Raw genomic sequence first — 16,257 nt, forward strand, 5'->3', positions numbered from 1 at the left:
TGTAATCGTCTGTGCCTTGGTGGCGCCGGCCGGCCCGCTCAGGGCTGTACCGGTAAAGCCGATTAAGGAAAAGGAAACCGTCACCGGTGGTACGCTGACCCTCGAACAGGCCTACGATCGAGCGCTGGCGACTGACCAATCGATCCACATCGCGTATTGGGAAATACGCAAAGCGAACCTTTTGCCGTGGAGCGCGCTGGCCAAGCTCGGCCCGCAGATCTCGCTCAATGGCAGCTACGATCGCCACGACAACGCGAGCAGGGCGGTGGTCGTCCATGGCGGCACCACCACGGTGAACGGGATCACCACGACCGTTCCCACGACCAGCTTCGATGAGACCGTCCACGCGCGCGGCGGAGCGGCGGAAGGCAGCGTGACCTACGTCCAGCCGCTGGTCGATCTGACGGTGTTTCCGGCCTATCACTTGGGAACCCTCACCAAGGTGGCCGCGCGGCTCGAACATCAATTCACCATTCGCGAGACGCTTTTCGGTTTGGTCGGCGCCTTTTACGAGGTGCTCAAGCAGCAACGTCTCGTGGAAGTGGATACGGAAACCCTGCGGCTCACCAACGAGCAGCTCGACCTCGCGCAGAAGCGTGCGAATGTCGGCGAAGTCACGCGGGCGGACGTGTTGCGCGCCACCGTCACCGTCGAGCAGGCCCGCCAGCAGTTGGTGCAGGATCAAGGCGCGCTTGACATCGACCGCAATACGCTGGCGAACATTCTCAATTTCGCGCCGGACACGCCGTTCACCGTGATTGAGCCGCAGGACTATCCGGGCAACCTGCCGGTGTTCACCGATCTGCTTTCCAGGGCCTACTCCCATCGCGAGGACTTGAAGGTCGCGGACATCGCGGTTGACCAGGACATCGCACGCCGCAATGCGATCATCGGCGAGTACGGTCCGCGTGTGGTCGCGCAATTCGACGGTTCCGCGGGCCACAATTCCGGTTTCACGAACAATAGCACGCACGATTGGGATGCGCTTGTTTCCGTCCAGGTGCCGATCTTTACCGGCGGCCAGCGTGAGGTCGATTTGCTCACCGCCAACCGCCAGATCGAGGAGACGAAGCTCAACCGCGATAAAACCGCGAAGACTGTGGAGACCGACGTGAAAAACGCCTGGGTGACTGTGCGGACGCTCCAGCAGACCCTGAAGGCGCTCCACGCGCAGGTCGTCGCCGCGGAGCAGGGTTACCACGATTTGGAAAACCAATACCGCGCGGGCACGGCCACGAGTGTGGATGTGCTCACGGCCCTGAATGACTTGAACAGCGCCCGCAAAGACCTGGCCGTCCAGACCTACGGCTTCCAGGTGGCCCTGCGGAACCTCGAGCAGACGACGGGTATTTTTCAAGAAGCGCGAGTGCAGCGCAGCAAAATTCCATGAAGACCCTGTTTACTCTCCTCATCATCGCCGGCCTGCTTGCCGGCGGCTGGTGGTACTACAAACGCAATCAGAACAACGAGCCGCAATTCCTGACCGCCACGATCGAGAAGGGCAGTCTCACGAAGGTGGTGACGGCGACCGGGACCCTGAACCCGGTATTGAACGTGACCGTTGGCAGCCAGATTTCCGGCAACATCGTGAAACTGTACGCGGACTGGAATTCGCCCGTGAAAGCGAATCAGGTGGTGGCGCAAATCGACCCTGCGGTCTATGTCGCCAATGTCGACCAATGCAATGGTGATCTGGCCAATGCCAAGGCAGTGCTCGAACTGGCGCAATTGACCGCCAAGCGCAAGCAGGAGCTCGTCGAACAACATGCCGCGCCCCAAGCCGACCTCGACACGGCCATTGCGACTCTCCATCAGGCCGAGGCCACCGTGAAGGTGAAGGAAGCCAATCTCGAACTGGCCAAGGTCAATCTGGAGCACTGCACCATTTATTCGCCCGTGGACGGCATCGTCATCTCCCGCAGCGTCGACGTCGGCCAAACCGTCGCGGCGGCGATGAATGCACCGGTGCTCTTCCTCATCGCCAACGATCTTACGAAAATGCAGATCGACTCGAACGTCGCTGAAGCCGACGTGGGCAACGTCGAGGTCGGCCAGGATGTGGATTTCAGCGTGGACGCCTTTCCCTACCGCACCTTCCACGGCAAGGTCGTGCAGAACCGCAACGCGGCTGTGACCGTGCAAAACGTCGTGACTTACGACGTCGTGATCTCGGTGGATAACTCCGATTTGAAACTCAAGCCAGGCATGACCGCCACGGTGCAGATCATCATTTCCCGGAAGGATGACGTCTTGAAGATTCCGAATGCCGCCCTGCGCATTCGCACCGTCGACGCGGATGCCACGCCGGCGCCCATCTCGCCGCAACCGACGCCCACACCGCCACCCGTCGGTAAACATCATACCTCCGGTCGCACGCGCGCGGAGAAGAGGGACCGCACGGTCTTCGTGATGCCGCCCGGCGGTGGAAAGCCGAAACCGGTGCCAATCAAGCTCGGCATCGACGATCTCGTCTACACCGAGGTCACTGACGGGTTGAAGGAAGGCGATGTCGTGGTCACGTCCGTGGAGTTCCCGCAGAAATCATCCCACTCGGGTTCTTCCAATCCCTTTGGCGGAATGCCGCGCCGCTTCTAAGTTCGCTGCATGCAGCCTGTCATCAGCCTCGAGAAAATCTGGAAGATCTATACGACCGGCGATGTCGAGGTGACTGCCGTGCGGGATGTTTCCATGACCGTGCAGCCGGGCGAGTTCATCGCCATCATGGGCGCGAGCGGTTCCGGAAAATCCACGATGATGAACACGCTCGGTTGTCTCGATCGGCCGACGAAGGGGCGCTATCTGCTCGATGGCGTGGACGTTTCGGTGCTGCCGCGCGATGAACTGGCCGATATTCGCAACCAGAAGATCGGCTTCATCTTCCAAGGCTTCAACCTGCTCTCCCGCACCTCGGCGCTGGAGAATGTGGAACTCCCAATGATGTACGGTGGCCGCAAGATTGCCCCGAAGGAAATGCGCGAACGCGCCATGCGGGCCCTGGAACTCGTCGGCCTGGCCAAGCGCTTCGATCACACGCCCAACCGGCTTTCCGGTGGTCAGCAGCAGCGCGTGGCCATTGCCCGCGCGCTCGTCAATGAGCCGGCCATGCTCCTCGCCGACGAACCGACCGGCAACCTCGACAGTCGCACGAGTATTGAGATCATGGATGCCTTCCAGGCACTGAACGAAAAGGGCATCACCATTGCGATGGTCACGCACGAACCGGACATCGCCCGCTACACCAAGCGCAACGTCGTCATGCGCGATGGCGTGATCGTCAGCGACATCATCGTCCAGGACCGTTTCAACGCGAAGGAAGAGATGCGCAAGCTCGATGAGGAGCACCAGGCCGCGAAGCTCGTGAAATGAAACTCACCGCCACTTTCCGCATCGCCCTGCGCGCGCTCAAGCGCAACAAAATGCGCAGTATTCTCACCATGCTCGGCATCATCATCGGCGTGGCCGCGGTCATCGCCATGGTTGGTGTGGGCAATGGCGCCAAGGCCGAGGTCGAGGCGCAGATTGCCACGCTGGGCAAAAACATGATCCTCGTCTTTTCCGGCAGTATGACGAGTAGCGGTGTGCGTGGGGGCTACGGTGCCGCGGGCACGATGAAGATCGAAGATGCGGAGGCCATCCTGCGAGAGACACCCGGTGTCACCCTGGTTAGCCCGGAGATCCGCACGTCCGCGCAGGTCGCCGCCGGCAACCAGAACTGGTACACCAGCGTGCTGGGCGAATCGGAAGACTATTTCGAGATGCGCGAATGGGAGTTTACCGAGGGTTCCTCCTTCACCGATCAGGATGTCCGCTCGGCGAACAAGGTGGGCGTCATCGGGAAAACGACGGCGCAGATGATTTTTGGCGAGGAGGATCCGGTCGGACAGATCATTCGCGTGAGGAACGTGCCCTTCCGCATCACCGGCTTGCTCAAGTCGAAGGGATTTTCCCTCGGCGGCAATGACCAGGACGACGTTTTCGTCGTGCCCTATACCACGGCGATGAAACGGCTCACTGGTGCGACCGTGCTGCGCGGTATCAATGTCCAGGCGGCGAATGACGACGTGATGACGCGGGTGCAGGACCAGATTTCCTCGCTGCTGCGGCAGCGGCACAACATCCGGCCCGGCCACGACGACGACTTCACGGTGCGCGGACAGCAGGATATCGCCGAAATGGCCACCGCGCAGTCGAAGACCATGACCATCCTGCTCGGCGCGATTGCCAGTGTGTCGCTCATCGTGGGCGGTATCGGCATTATGAACATCATGCTCGTGAGCGTCACCGAGCGCACTCGCGAGATCGGCATTCGCATGGCGATCGGAGCGCATGGCTGGGATATCTTGCTGCAGTTCCTCATTGAGGCGGTGACGCTAAGTTCGCTGGGCGGATTGATTGGCATCGCCATCGGTTTCGCCACGGCGGAGAGCATCTCGCACTTTGTCGGTTGGCCTATCATGGTGCCGCCGGTTTACGTCATCGGGTCGTTTCTCTTCAGCGCGGCGGTGGGGGTGTTCTTCGGGTTGTATCCCGCGAAGAAAGCCGCGGCGCTCGATCCGATCGACGCGCTGCGTTACGAGTAACGCTCTTTCCTTCGCGCAGGATGGTAATGCAAAGAGAGTGGCGCAGAGTGGGGTCTCTGGCTTACATTTCCCCATGAAAACCGGTAACTGCCCGCGGCTCTTGATCGGTGCGGATTGGGTCACGACGGAGTCGCAAATTTCGGTGGTCAATCCTTTCACGGGAGAAGCGTTTGCGCAGGTGCCACTCGGCGGTGCGCGAGAGGTGGAGCGCGCCATCGCCACCGCGCACGAGACTTTCCCCAAGGTACGCAAAACGCCTGCGCACCGAAGGGCTGCATTGCTGCAGGCCGTGGCTCGAGGCATCGAGCAGCGGCAGTCCGAATTCGTCAACACGATGGTCGCTGAGGCCGGCAAGCCGGTGACATTGGCGGAGGCGGAAGTGGCGCGTGCACAGGTCACCTTTCTCGCCGCGGCGGAGGAGGCGCGGCGGCAGCACGGCGAGTTGCTCGACATGGATGCCTTTGCCAGCGGCGACGGCCACTTTGGTCTGGCCCGTCGTTTCCCGATGGGCGTGATCGGCGCGATCACGCCTTTCAATTACCCGCTCAACCTCGTCGCGCACAAAGTCGCTCCGTGCCTCGCCACGGGCAATACGATGGTCCTGAAACCGGCGACGAAGACGCCGCTCTGCGCGTTGTTGCTCGCGGAGATTCTGGTCGAAGCAGGCATGCCGCCAGGGCAGGTTAACTTCGTCACCTGTACGACCGCGGATTCGGCGACGCTGTTAAAAGACGACCGCGTGAAGAAGATCACTTTCACCGGTAGCCCGGCGGTCGGTTGGAAGCTGAAAGAGCAGTGCGGCAAGAAACACATTACACTCGAACTTGGGGGCAACGCCGGCGTCATCCTTCACGAGGATGCCAATCTCGACACAGCGATTCCCGCCGTGGCCGCGGGTGGATTTGGTTACGCGGGGCAATCGTGCATCAGCGTGCAGCGGGTGATCATTCACGAATCACGTTACGAGGAGGTTAAATCGCGGCTGGTCTCGTACGTCCGCGAAAAAATCAAAACCGGGGATCCGCGCGATCGGGCGACGGTAGTCGGGCCGATGATTACTCCCGACGCGCTGAAAGGAATTTGCGAGAAAGTCGACGCCGCACTCGACGCGGGAGCGAAACTGGTCTGCGGTGGTGAAATCCACGGGCCCTGTCTCGAAGCCACCGTGCTGGAGGACGTGAAGCCGGCGATGGAACTCTGTGCGCAGGAAGCCTTTGCGCCGCTCGTCACCCTGCATCGTTATCGCGAATTCGCGGAGGCGCTCGAGATGGTGAACGCGTCCGACTTCGGTTTGCAGGCGGGAGTCTTCACGCAAAATCTCCCGCTCGCTTTGCAGGCATTCGATGTGCTCGATGTGGGTGGCGTGCTCATCAATCAAGTGCCCACCTTCCGCGTCGACAACATGCCCTACGGCGGCATCAAGGACAGCGGCTTCGGCCGCGAAGGGCTGCGTTACGCGATGGAAGAGATGACGGAATTGAAATCCTTGATTATTAAGCAGGGCTGAAATGTTCGCCGCTCTGCTCGCTGCATTCACTCTCGCCATCCCGCGCCCCGCTGACGGGATCGTTCGGGTGAGCCTGCCGTCGAATGATCAGCCGCCCATCGTGCGCCCCAGCCCTCGTCCCGGGCTCGCCACGCCGAGTCCGCGGAAGTCAGTCTTTGTGCTCGGCATTCGTTTTCAGAATCGCGGCGGAACGCAAGGCATCGCGCTGGAAGAAGTGGTGCCCGGCTCGCCTGCGGATCGCGCCGGTTTTGTCGTCGGCATGATCATCTCGGAAATCGACGGCAAGAGCACTGCGGGGCGCAGCGGTGAAGATTGCACACGCCTGGTGCAGGAAGCGGGCAACGCCGTGGCCGTGAAATATTACGACCCGGTGACCTTCAAACTCCGTAGCCGCACCGTGCAGAAGGAATGGATCGTACCGCCACTGCCGAATTGAAGAAAAGGATGAGGGATGAAGGATGAAGGATGAAGGATGAAAAAGCGCGCTTTCGGCAGCGACCGCCTCCGTCTGAAAATCCGCGCAGCGCATTTTACTTCATCCCTCATCCTTCCGCCTTCATCCTTTTCTTTCCTTTCACGGAAGTCGGCTAAGATTTCTCTCATTTGAACGGTCTCGACAGTGAACCTGTCCACGGACATCCCTTTCCGTCTCTCTCCATGAAAACCTTCCGCAAGATTTTTCTGTCCCTCCTCGCTGTTACCGCTTCTTTCGCGCTGCCGCTGCACGCCGCGGATCCGCTTTACAAAAACGACTTCGAGTCGGCGGAGGTCGGCAAGGTGCCGTCAGACATGATGGTGATGGCTGGCGCGTTTGAGGTGAAGCAGGACAAGGACGGCAAATATCTCGAATTGCCCGGTGAACCGCTCGACACCTTCGGCCTGCTCTTTGGCCCGGCGGTGAAGGACGACGTGAGCGCCAGCGCACGTTTCTTTGGCACAAAGAAGGGGCGCAAGATGCCTGCCTTCGGGGTGAGTCTGAACGGCGCCGGCGGCTACCGCCTGCAGGTGAGCGCGGCCAAGGGAAAGCTGGAATTTTTCAAGGGCGTGGAGGCCGAGGCGACCTCAGGTGTGCCGTATACCTGGGCGTCCGATACCTGGACGAATCTTCGCATCACCGTGCGCAAAGACGGAGATAAATGGGTGATCGAAGGTCGCGCCTGGGCCGTGGGCTCGCCGGAGCCGGAGAAACCGCTCATCACGCTCGAGGAAAAGAACGCGCCGAGCAATGGCAAGGCGGGCATCTGGGGCAGCCCATTTTCCGGCACGCCGATCAAGTTCGATGACTTGCTGGTCACGCCGTTGAAATGAGCGGCCTGCATTGCCACGCTTGATTTTTTCCCCTTAACCCCCTCACAACTACCCGCCACCACTGTACTATGCGTTACCTCGTTCCCGCCCTCGCTGTTGCTGTCACGTTGCCTCTTCACGCTGTTGACTGGCAGCAATATCGCGGACCGAGTGGGGACGGAAAATCGCCGGAAAAAATTTCCATTCCCGCGGGCAGCACTCCGCCGAAGCAGGTGTGGAAGGCGCCGAGTGAAGGCGGCTTCAGCTCTTTCGCCGTCGCGGGCGGACGCGCCTTCACGCTGTGCCTGAAAGACTCGGACAGCGTGAAGCAGGAGAGCGTGGTGGCGTATGATGCCAGGACGGGCAAGGAACTCTGGTTTGCCGCGCTGAATTTTCCGAAATACGACGGCGGTGGCGACTCCGGTGCGCCCAACAACAAGGGCGGCGACGGTCCGCGCTCCACGCCCACGACCGATGGCACGACCGTCTACGTCATGTCCTCGCAGCTCGTGCTCCGCACGTTCGATGCCGCGACGGGCAAGCCCGGCTGGTCGCACGATCTCGTCAAGGAATTCGCCGGCCGCAACATCCAGTGGGAGAACGCCGCTTCGCCGTTGCTGGAGCAGGGGCTGATCCTCGTCGGTGGTGGCGGGCCTGGCCAGTCGCTCATCGCGTTCAATGCGAAGGATGGTTCGGTGGTGTGGAAAGCGTTCGACGAAAAGATCACCCACGCCACGCCGGTTCCCGCCACGATTCTCGGCCAGCGGCAGGTCATTTTCTTCCTGCAGAGCGGGTTGCTCGCAGTCGAGCCGAAGACGGGCAAGGAACTCTGGCGTTACGCTTTCGATTACAAGACCTCGACGGCGGCGTCGCCGGTGGTGGATGGCGATATCGTCTATTGCTCCGCAGGCTACGGCGTCGGCGCGGGTGCAGTGCGGATCACCAAGGACGGATTCAATTTCAAGGCCACCGAGCTCTATCGGCTCCGCGGAAACAAGCCGCTGGCCAATCACTGGAGCACGCCCGTGGTGAAGGACGGCTATCTCTACGGCATGTTCCAGTTCAAGGAATACGCCAACGGCCCGGTGAAGTGCGTGGACATCAAGACCGGCGCCGTGAAGTGGGAACAGCCGGGTTTCGGTCCGGGGCAGGTCATCCTCGTGGGTGATCGCGTTCTTGCGCTGGCGGACAATGGCGACCTCGTCACCTTTGCCGCCAAGCCGGACAAGTATCAGGAAATCTCGCGAGCCAAGGTGCTGGACGGCAAATGCTGGACCACGCCGATCGTCAGCAACGGCATGATCTTCGCGCGGAGCACGAAGGAAGCTGTTTGCCTCGACGTGTCGGGAAAATAGCTTCCCGTGAGCGAAGCGAGGGTCTTAATCCTTAATTTTTAATCCCTTAATCCTTAATCTCTCCGCATGGGGAACGATTAAGGATTAAGGATTGAGGATTACGATTAAGAGGAGAATTACTTCCCCGGCGTCTTCTCCAGCACCGCTCCGCACGAGTTGGCGATCTCCTCGAGTTCATCGAGGAATTTTTCCCGCCGGTTCTGCGGCAGGATCGCCAGCACATTCTCCTGCAGGCCCATGGCGATCTTGCGGGCCTTTTCAAACGCCCTGCGCCCGGCGGGCAGGATCTTCACCCGATTGGCGCGCTTGTCCTGCTCGTGCGGCTTGCGGGCGATCAGGCCATTCTTTTCCATCCGCGTAATCGTCGAGGTGATCGTATTCGGATCACTCGCCATCAGGTCCGTCAGTGTCCGCTGGGTGAGCCCCTGGGGGTCGCCCTCGCTCAGCCAGCGCAGAATGATGTATTGATCGGGCGTGATGCCGAGGTGCGCGATGCGCTGGCGAAAGGCCTGGTTCAGGCCGTACCAAGCGCGGCGCAGCAGCACGGGCAGGCGTTTGGGAGCACCGTTGGTGGATGAAACTGGGGAGGGATCTGGCATGGCGAGGCGGGCGTTTACCTTCCGATCCTTCACGACCGGAAGGAGACTTGCGAACTGGATGAAAAAGAGGATGTCAAAGGAACGGAAAAAGCCAAAGAAATAATACGTGTAAGTATTATTTGACAGCAACCGCCCGAATTTCCTACTTAGCCACTCGCCGTTTTCTCCAAAAACCTCCCCCCGGTTCCTTCACCACCATCGCCATGAAGCTACGTCACGCCCTACCGTTCACGCTCCTCATCGCCGCGTTGCCGCTCTACGCGGCCAAGAAAGAAAAATCCACCAAGGAAGAAAGCGCCAAGTCCGATGCCGCCCAGCAGGGCTGGCTCGACTGGCGCGGACCCTTCCAGACGGGTGTATCCCTCGAAAAAGGTCTGCCGGACAAGATCGACGCCAAAAAGCCGTTGTGGACGGCAGATTTTCCGGGGCAATCGGCGCCGGTCATTTCCAATGGCAAGCTCTACATCATGGGCTATCTCGGTGAAGGAGCGGACTTGCAGGAGGGCGTGGGATGTTTCGATGCAGACACGGGCAAGATGGAGTGGAAGCAGCTCTTCAACGACTTCCTGAGCGACGTCATTTACCTGCGTTACGCGAATTCGAGCCCGGGGATCGATCCGGAAACGGGGAACGTCTACATCCAGAATAGCTCCGGCATTTTCGCCGCGTTCACTGCCGACGGGAAGCTCCTGTGGAAGCATTCGATGATGGAAGAGTACGGTCGCATGACTTTTCCGAACAACCGCACGGCTTCACCGTTGATCGACAAGGGACCTGGTCATCACCCGCGGCATCACCGCGGCGTGGGGATCTTACGGTGCGCCCGGAGATCGCTTTTACGCGTTCGATAAGAAGACCGGCGATCTCGTTTGGTCCAGCGCCCCCGGTGGCCGTCCGCAGGACAATACGTTCTCTCATCCCTGGCTGAGCACGGTGAATGGCAAGCGGGTTTTGTTTGCGGCCAACGGTGACAGTAGCCTGGTGTGCTTCAATGCCCGCACGGGCGAACCGCTCTACCGCACTGCAGTGGCAAAAGCGGGCGCCAAGGGCGGCATCAATTCCGCGGTGGTCCAGTACAAGGACAACATCATCGTCACCCACATGAGCGAGAACATCGACACCAGCGATGTGGGGCGCACGGCGATGTTCAAGATTCCCACCGAGTTCAAGCCCGAATCCCCGACAGTGCCGCAGGTGATCGACAGCAAAGGACTCGAGCAGTGGCGCAATCCGGCTGGTTCGCTAGCCAGTTCGCCGGTGCTCGTCGGCAATCGTGTTTATCTCGTCACCGAGACGGGTGATTTGACTGCCATGGACGCGGACAACGGCAAGATCCTTTGGAAGAAGCAGCTCGGCATCGAGCAGCGGCAGAGCAGTGCCTTCTACGCCGACGGCAAGCTCTACATCACGATCTACATCGCCGCGGCTTCGTCGGGCAAAGGCGAGAAGGCCGGCAATGCTCAGCCCGCGGAAGGCGGCGGCGAGGGTGTCGGCAACGGCGAACTCTTCGTCATCAAGCCGGGGGACAAGGACGCGGAAATCCTCAGCCACACCGTTCTCGAGGGCAAGTGCTATGGTTCGCCCATCGGCTACAACGGCAAAGTCTACATCCAGACCGAGAAGAAACTCTATTGCTTCGGCAAGAAGGGCAACAATCCGGGCCTCGCGCCGAATCCGAAACCGGAAGCCTGGCCGGCTCCGGGTGAAAAGAAGCGGCTGCAAATCATTCCCGCGGAAATCCTTCTCAACCCCGGCGAGACCCAGGCGTTCCACGTCCGCGCCCTCGATGCGAACGGCTTCACGGTGGAAGACAACGTCGACCCGAAATCCATGACGTGGAAGACCTTCATCCCGCCGACGGCTCTGGTGAAGTCGACCATGAAGGCGGCATTCAACGGCGATGGGAAACTCGTGGCCGAGACGGAAAAGAACCCGAGCGCCGGGGTGTTCGAAGGCACGCTGGGAAATCTCAAAGGTTACTTCAAAGGCCGCATCCTCCCGACCATTCCGTCCTTGCAGGATTTCGAGAGTTACAAATTGGACGAAGACACGTCGAAGCCACCGGCTCCCGCGGTGCCGAACACGGTGGAAGAGCCCACGCCGTTTGCCTATCCGCCGCTGGCGTGGAATGCCGCGCGGTTCAAGTTTGAGATCCGCGAGAAGGACGGCAACAAGGCGCTCGTCAAGACGATCGAAAACATGCGCATGCAGCGCGGCACGGTCTTCTTCAACAAGCCCAACTTGCACAACTACACGGTCGAAGCTGACCTCATGACCGAAGGCAAGAAGCGCAAGATGTCGGAGATGGGGCTCATCAATCAGCGCTATCTCTTCGACCTCAAGGGCAACGCGCAAGCCCTGGAAGTCACCTCGAATCAATTGCTCCTCGAGAAATCGGTGCCTTTCACCATCGTCCCGAACCAATGGTACCATCTCAAGACACGCGTCGATATCAATGCCGACGGGACTGGAGTCGTGCGCGGCAAGGCCTGGAAGAAAGGCGATCCTGAACCCGCCGAATGGACGATCGAAGTGCCGGTCAATCACCCCAACGAGGAAGGCTCGCCCGGGCTGTTCGGCTTTGCCTCGACGGCCCAGCACGCCTGGTATGACAACATTGCCGTGACGCCGAATAAGTAACAGCAAGCGAAGCGCTGCTTCTGCTTCCTAATCCTTAACGATTAAAGATTATGATTAAGATTAAGAACTCCCCGATCCTCACTTCTACTGTCGCGAGTGTCTTGCTCGCGGCGACATCCCTCGTTCTCCGCGCCGACGATTGGCCGCGCTGGGGCGGCAACGATCCCGGGCGCAACATGTATTCGCCGGAGAAGGGCCTGCCCGCCACGTTCGATCCCGGCAAGTTCAAGACCGGCTCGGAGGAAGTCGATCTTTCTACGACCAAAAACGTGAAGTGGGTCGCGAAGCTTGGCTCGCAGAGTTATGGCAATCCCGTGGCCGCCAACGGCAAGGTCTATGTCGGGACCAACAACGCTTCGCCGCGTGATCCGAAGTACAAGGACGACCGCTCCTGTCTCTACGCGCTCAACGAATATACCGGCGACTTCATCTGGCAACTCGCGGTGCCGAAGCTGGCCAGCGGCAAGGTGAATGACTGGGAGTATCTCGGCATCCTGGCCTCGCCTTGTGTCGACGGGAACAGAATCTATCTCGTGACCAGCCGCTGCGACGTGGTCTGTCTCGACGCCGAAGGCATGAAGAGCACTGCCGAGAGTCCCTACAAGGACGAAGCCAAGTATCTCGGTGGGCCAGGCAAGCCTCCGATTCAGCCGGGCCCGACCGACGGCAAGCTCATTTGGGTTTACGACATGATGGATCAACTCGGTGTGTTCCCACACAACGCGTCGAATTGCTCGGTCATCACCTTGGGTAACAAGGTCTTCACCTGCACCTCGAATGGCCAGGACTGGACGCACGTGAACGTTCCCTCGCCACTCTCTCCGTCCGTCATCGCGCTCGACAAGAACACCGGCGAATTTCTCGCGGAAGACGACGCCAAGGTCGGCCCGAACATCAAACACGGCGAGTGGAGCTCGCCCTCCGTGGGCAAGGTGAACGGCAAAGACCAGGTCTACTGGGGTGGTGGCGACGGCGTGCTCTATGCCTTCGACCCCAATCCCGTGAAGGAGGCCGACTCGACGTACCTCAAGAAGGCCTGGTGGTTCGACGCCGTGCCGGAAGAATATAAGCACGACAAAAATGGCAAGCCGATCAAGTATCCGGCGGCCGAAGGCCCAAGCGAAATCAATGCGACTCCGGTGTTTTACAAGAACCGCGTCTATGTCGCGATCGGCCAGGACCCCGAGCACGGAGAAGGCGTGGGCCGCCTCGTCTGCGTCGATGCGACGAAGACCGGCGACATCACCAAGACGGGCCTCATCTGGGACTTCAAGGAAATCCATCGCTCGATCTCGACTGTGAGCATCGATCCGACCACGGGTCTGCTCTTCGTTGGTGACTTCAGCGGGTTCGTCTATTGCCTCGATGCCGAGACCGGTAAGAAATACTGGGAGTACGACATGAAGTCGCACGTCTGGGGTTCGACCCTGGCGGTGGACGGCAAGGTCTATTGCGGCGACGAAGACGGTGACTTCCGCTGCTTCGCCGCGGACAAAAAGTTCAAGCTCCTCAGCGAAGTGAACATGGGTGCGCCCGTGCTTTCCACGCCGATCGTCGCCAATGGCACGCTCTTCGTGGCCACGCAGACGCATCTGTTTGCCGTCGCCGAGGGCGCCAAGCCCGGGGAAGCGGCCAAGAAGTAACTCAGCGCGGCTGAGTTCGCCCGGCAGGGCGCGCGGGCCGCACAACCCAAGGCTCGCACGCCCTCCCCCATGACCGATACGACTGCACCCAAACTGACGTTCCGTACCTGGCTGATCATCATCATCGCCAGCATCGGCTTCCTCTTCGATACTTACCAGTTGCTCATGACGCCACTGGCGGGGCCGCAGGCAATTTCCGAATTGCTCAAGGTGCCGCTCAGCAATCCAGCGGTGTCGAAGACGATGGGCGAACTCCTGTGGATGACCGCGCTCTGTGGCGGCGTCTTCGGTTTGCTCGGGGGTTGGTTGATCGACCGCCTCGGCCGGAAATCGGTCATGGCGATCGGCATCTACATTTACTCGCTGTCGCCGGTCTTCGGTGCGTTTGCCCACACGCTGAACGAGTTCATCTTCTGGCGCTGCGTGACCTTCGTCGGCGTCTGCATCGAGTTCGTCGCCGCGATCACCTGGATGTCGGAGGTTTTCAGCGACAAGGTGCAGCGCGAGCGCTTGCTCGGTATTACCCAGGCCTTTGCTTCGCTCGGTGGTGTCATCGTCACCATGGTGAACTTCTACATCATCGCGCATGCGAAAGATTGGCATCACCTCGGCATGCCGGTGGTTCCGGGTCAGGCTGGTCCGGCGAGTTGGCGCTATCTCCTGTTGAGCGGCATCCTTCCCGCCATCCCGATTGCGCTGATGTTGCCCTTCGTGCCGGAATCGCGCATCTGGCGGGAAAAGAAAGACGCCGGCACCCTCAAGCGGCCCAGCTTCCTCGAGCTCTTTTCGCCAGGCCTGCGCCGGGCGACGCTTGTCACCGCGGGCCTTTCCGCGTGTGCCTATGGCGTGGCCTTCGGTTGCTTGCAGCAGACGCCGGGACGCATCGCGCCAGGTCTGCCGAACCTCGCCGAACAGCGCGCGGCCCTGCTACCGCTGGTGGCTCAGTCGAAGCAACTCAATGCGGCGTTTGACGCCACCCAACCGGGGACGCCGGAGCGCGCCGCGGCGATGGGACCGCTCAAGGCGAATGCGGCCAAGCAGAAGCCGCTGATGGATCAGGTGAAGGAAGTGGGCAGCCGGACCCAGGGTTATCAAGAAACCGGCGGTCTCATCGGACGAATCGTTCTCGCGTTGCTCATCGTCGCCGGTATCAGCCGCCGGGCGATCCTGCGCATTTTGCAGATTCCCGGTCTCATCATCCTGCCGGTGACCTATCTCGTGCTCTACAAGCAGGACGCGAATGTGTTTGTCTGGGGCATGGCTGCGGCAGGTTTTGTCACGACCTCGCAATTCAGTTTCCTCGGCGAGTATCTGCCCAAGGTTTTCCCGCTGCACCTGCGTGGCACGGGCGGCAGTTTCGCGACCAACGTGGGTGGTCGCATGATAGGCACGGGCGCGGCGTTTGTCACCCCGATGCTCGCGACCCATTTTACCGGCAGCCCATACCAACAGATGGCCCAGGCGGCCGGTTGGCTCGGCCTTGGCATCGTCATTCTCGGTGTTATCCTCGGCTTCTGCCTCCCGGAACCCACCGACGAACATTTTGATTAAGTCATGATCCAGCTCACTTCCGAACAAGCTCAACAGCAACTCGACGCGCACCTGCGCGAGATCATCGCGTGGCATTTCTCGCCGGAGACCGGTTGTCCCTTCTGGCTCGAATGGGCCTCGAAGAACTTCGATCCGCGCAAGGAAATCAATACCATCGAAGACGTGAAGAAGTTCCCGCACTTTCAGGACGAATGGCTGCGCGACCTGCAGCCGGAAGTCTGGGTGCCGAAGGAATTCAAGGGCAAGCCGTTCAACATCTTCGAGACCGGTGGCACTACCGGCATGCCGAAGCAGCGCATCGGCTGGAATGATTTCCGCGTCGATTACTCCGAGTTCTCGGACAAGATCAACGACGAGCATTTCCCGAAGGGCGTGGCCTGGCTGATGATGGGCCCGACCGGCCCGCGCCGTCTGCGCCTCGCTATCGAGCATCTCGCCAATGTGCGCGGCTCTTCCTGTTACTTCATCGACCTTGATCCGCGCTGGGTGAAGAAGCTCATCTCGAACAAGAAATTCGACGAAGCCAAAGCCTACATGGAGCATGTGGTCGACCAGGCGGCGATGATCCTCAAGCATCGCAAGATCGCCGGTCTCTTCACCACGCCCAAGCTGCTCGAAGCGCTGGCCGAGAAGGTCGATATCTACGAAGCCGGTATTCGCGGCGTCTTCTGCGGCGGCACGACCATGCTCCCGCAGTATGTGCGTTTCATCGTCGAGGAAGTGCTCGAGAATCGCATCGGTTTCTACCCGACCTACGGCAACACCCTCATGGGCCTCGCGGCCAGCGTGCCGCTCCGTCCGGAGGACAATTTCTCCATCACCTACTACGCGCCGCAACCGCGCGCGGTGTTGCGTGTGGTAGATCCAAAGGACACGGAGAAGACGGTCGATTACGACACGTGGGGCCGTGTGGAGCTGACCACGCTGACGAAGGAATTTTTCATGCCACGCTTCCTGGAGCGCGACGAAGCCCTCCGCCGCAAGCCGCGCGCCCCATACGCGTGGGACGGCGTGGCCGAAGTGCGACCCTTCGGCGCGATGGAGAAGACCATCGTCGAAGGCGTCTACTAGCCCGCTATCGAATTCACCGGCCGT

Annotated in this window: 14 protein-coding genes and 1 pseudogene; 14 read left to right on the top strand and 1 reads right to left on the bottom strand. The window is 60.4% G+C overall.

Features of this window, described 5'->3' with window-relative positions; translation table 11 throughout:
* Positions 1-19 precede the first annotated feature (19 nt).
* The 8 genes from CFE428DRAFT_RS24370 (at position 20) to CFE428DRAFT_RS24405 (ending at position 8,729) form a co-directional block, all read left to right on the top strand.
* The gene (locus CFE428DRAFT_RS24370; RefSeq protein ID WP_237705557.1) at positions 20-1,390 is read left to right on the top strand and encodes a TolC family protein; all 1,371 of its coding nucleotides are present in this window, start codon (positions 20-22) and stop codon (positions 1,388-1,390) included.
* On the top strand, positions 1,387-2,595 hold the full coding sequence (locus CFE428DRAFT_RS24375) for an efflux RND transporter periplasmic adaptor subunit (RefSeq protein ID WP_006982342.1): 1,209 nt from the start codon (positions 1,387-1,389) through the stop codon (positions 2,593-2,595). Before CFE428DRAFT_RS24370 ends, CFE428DRAFT_RS24375 begins: the two co-directional genes overlap by 4 nt.
* A 9-nt stretch (positions 2,596-2,604) precedes the next feature.
* On the top strand, positions 2,605-3,366 hold the full coding sequence (locus tag CFE428DRAFT_RS24380; RefSeq protein ID WP_006982343.1) for an ABC transporter ATP-binding protein: 762 nt from the start codon (positions 2,605-2,607) through the stop codon (positions 3,364-3,366).
* Positions 3,363-4,580, top strand: coding sequence for an ABC transporter permease (locus CFE428DRAFT_RS24385; RefSeq protein WP_006982344.1), 1,218 nt, complete (start codon positions 3,363-3,365; stop codon positions 4,578-4,580). The genes CFE428DRAFT_RS24380 and CFE428DRAFT_RS24385 overlap by 4 nt, the downstream gene beginning before the upstream one ends.
* A 73-nt stretch (positions 4,581-4,653) precedes the next feature.
* Positions 4,654-6,087, top strand: coding sequence for an aldehyde dehydrogenase family protein (locus tag CFE428DRAFT_RS24390; RefSeq protein WP_006982345.1), 1,434 nt, complete (start codon positions 4,654-4,656; stop codon positions 6,085-6,087).
* A gap of 1 nt (position 6,088) precedes the next feature.
* Complete coding sequence (locus CFE428DRAFT_RS24395) at positions 6,089-6,523, top strand: PDZ domain-containing protein (protein ID WP_006982346.1); 435 nt, start codon at positions 6,089-6,091, stop codon at positions 6,521-6,523.
* A gap of 221 nt (positions 6,524-6,744) precedes the next feature.
* Positions 6,745-7,395 carry a hypothetical protein gene (locus CFE428DRAFT_RS24400; RefSeq protein ID WP_006982347.1) on the top strand — a complete coding sequence of 217 codons (651 nt, stop codon included), beginning with the start codon at positions 6,745-6,747 and terminating at the stop codon, positions 7,393-7,395.
* 68 nt (positions 7,396-7,463) lie between these two features.
* Positions 7,464-8,729, top strand: coding sequence for an outer membrane protein assembly factor BamB family protein (locus tag CFE428DRAFT_RS24405; RefSeq protein ID WP_006982348.1), 1,266 nt, complete (start codon positions 7,464-7,466; stop codon positions 8,727-8,729).
* 116 nt (positions 8,730-8,845) lie between these two features.
* Here the strand turns inward: CFE428DRAFT_RS24405 and CFE428DRAFT_RS24410 are convergent, their stop codons facing one another.
* Entirely contained in the window at positions 8,846-9,328 is a 483-nt protein-coding gene (locus CFE428DRAFT_RS24410; protein ID WP_042725721.1) for a MarR family winged helix-turn-helix transcriptional regulator, read from the bottom strand.
* A 203-nt stretch (positions 9,329-9,531) separates the two neighbouring features.
* Here CFE428DRAFT_RS24410 and CFE428DRAFT_RS24415 point away from each other — a divergent pair, with 203 nt between their 5' ends.
* From CFE428DRAFT_RS24415 to CFE428DRAFT_RS24435, 6 genes and pseudogenes are all read left to right on the top strand, one after another.
* Complete coding sequence (locus CFE428DRAFT_RS24415; RefSeq protein ID WP_006982350.1) at positions 9,532-10,179, top strand: outer membrane protein assembly factor BamB family protein; 648 nt, start codon at positions 9,532-9,534, stop codon at positions 10,177-10,179.
* Positions 10,121-10,255: pseudogene (locus CFE428DRAFT_RS41325) on the top strand (hypothetical protein); the annotation flags it as partial. The gene CFE428DRAFT_RS24415 and the pseudogene CFE428DRAFT_RS41325, both read left to right, overlap by 59 nt.
* 6 nt (positions 10,256-10,261) lie before the next feature.
* Positions 10,262-11,968, top strand: a complete 1,707-nt coding sequence (locus CFE428DRAFT_RS24420) for an outer membrane protein assembly factor BamB family protein (protein ID WP_006982351.1) — start codon at positions 10,262-10,264, stop codon at positions 11,966-11,968.
* A gap of 50 nt (positions 11,969-12,018) precedes the next feature.
* The gene (locus CFE428DRAFT_RS24425) at positions 12,019-13,611 is read left to right on the top strand and encodes an outer membrane protein assembly factor BamB family protein (protein WP_006982352.1); all 1,593 of its coding nucleotides are present in this window, start codon (positions 12,019-12,021) and stop codon (positions 13,609-13,611) included.
* Positions 13,612-13,680: 69 nt separating this feature from the next.
* On the top strand, positions 13,681-15,162 hold the full coding sequence (locus CFE428DRAFT_RS24430) for an MFS transporter (RefSeq protein WP_006982353.1): 1,482 nt from the start codon (positions 13,681-13,683) through the stop codon (positions 15,160-15,162).
* A 3-nt stretch (positions 15,163-15,165) separates the two neighbouring features.
* A complete protein-coding gene (locus CFE428DRAFT_RS24435; protein WP_006982354.1) occupies positions 15,166-16,233 on the top strand; it encodes a phenylacetate--CoA ligase family protein in 1,068 nt (355 codons plus the stop codon).
* The last annotated feature ends 24 nt before the right edge of the window (positions 16,234-16,257 follow it).

It is taken from the genome of Chthoniobacter flavus Ellin428 (genome assembly GCF_000173075.1).
Taxonomy (GTDB): Bacteria; Verrucomicrobiota; Verrucomicrobiia; order Chthoniobacterales; family Chthoniobacteraceae; genus Chthoniobacter; species Chthoniobacter flavus.

Bases quoted from the DNA above. Each gene is read 5' to 3' on its own strand.
- CFE428DRAFT_RS24380 (WP_006982343.1), top strand. From the start codon at position 2,605: ATGCAGCCTGTCATCAGCCTCGAGAAAATCTGGAAGATCTATACGACC.
- CFE428DRAFT_RS24390 (WP_006982345.1), top strand. From the start codon at position 4,654: ATGAAAACCGGTAACTGCCCGCGGCTCTTGATCGGTGCGGATTGGGTC.
- CFE428DRAFT_RS24395 (WP_006982346.1), top strand. From the start codon at position 6,089: ATGTTCGCCGCTCTGCTCGCTGCATTCACTCTCGCCATCCCGCGCCCC.
- CFE428DRAFT_RS24425 (WP_006982352.1), top strand. From the start codon at position 12,019: ATGATTAAGATTAAGAACTCCCCGATCCTCACTTCTACTGTCGCGAGT.
- CFE428DRAFT_RS24430 (WP_006982353.1), top strand. From the start codon at position 13,681: ATGACCGATACGACTGCACCCAAACTGACGTTCCGTACCTGGCTGATC.
- CFE428DRAFT_RS24405 (WP_006982348.1), top strand. From the start codon at position 7,464: ATGCGTTACCTCGTTCCCGCCCTCGCTGTTGCTGTCACGTTGCCTCTT.
- CFE428DRAFT_RS24400 (WP_006982347.1), top strand. From the start codon at position 6,745: ATGAAAACCTTCCGCAAGATTTTTCTGTCCCTCCTCGCTGTTACCGCT.
- CFE428DRAFT_RS24415 (WP_006982350.1), top strand. From the start codon at position 9,532: ATGAAGCTACGTCACGCCCTACCGTTCACGCTCCTCATCGCCGCGTTG.
- CFE428DRAFT_RS24410 (WP_042725721.1), bottom strand. From the start codon at position 9,328: ATGCCAGATCCCTCCCCAGTTTCATCCACCAACGGTGCTCCCAAACGC.
- CFE428DRAFT_RS24435 (WP_006982354.1), top strand. From the start codon at position 15,166: ATGATCCAGCTCACTTCCGAACAAGCTCAACAGCAACTCGACGCGCAC.
- CFE428DRAFT_RS24385 (WP_006982344.1), top strand. From the start codon at position 3,363: ATGAAACTCACCGCCACTTTCCGCATCGCCCTGCGCGCGCTCAAGCGC.
- CFE428DRAFT_RS24375 (WP_006982342.1), top strand. From the start codon at position 1,387: ATGAAGACCCTGTTTACTCTCCTCATCATCGCCGGCCTGCTTGCCGGC.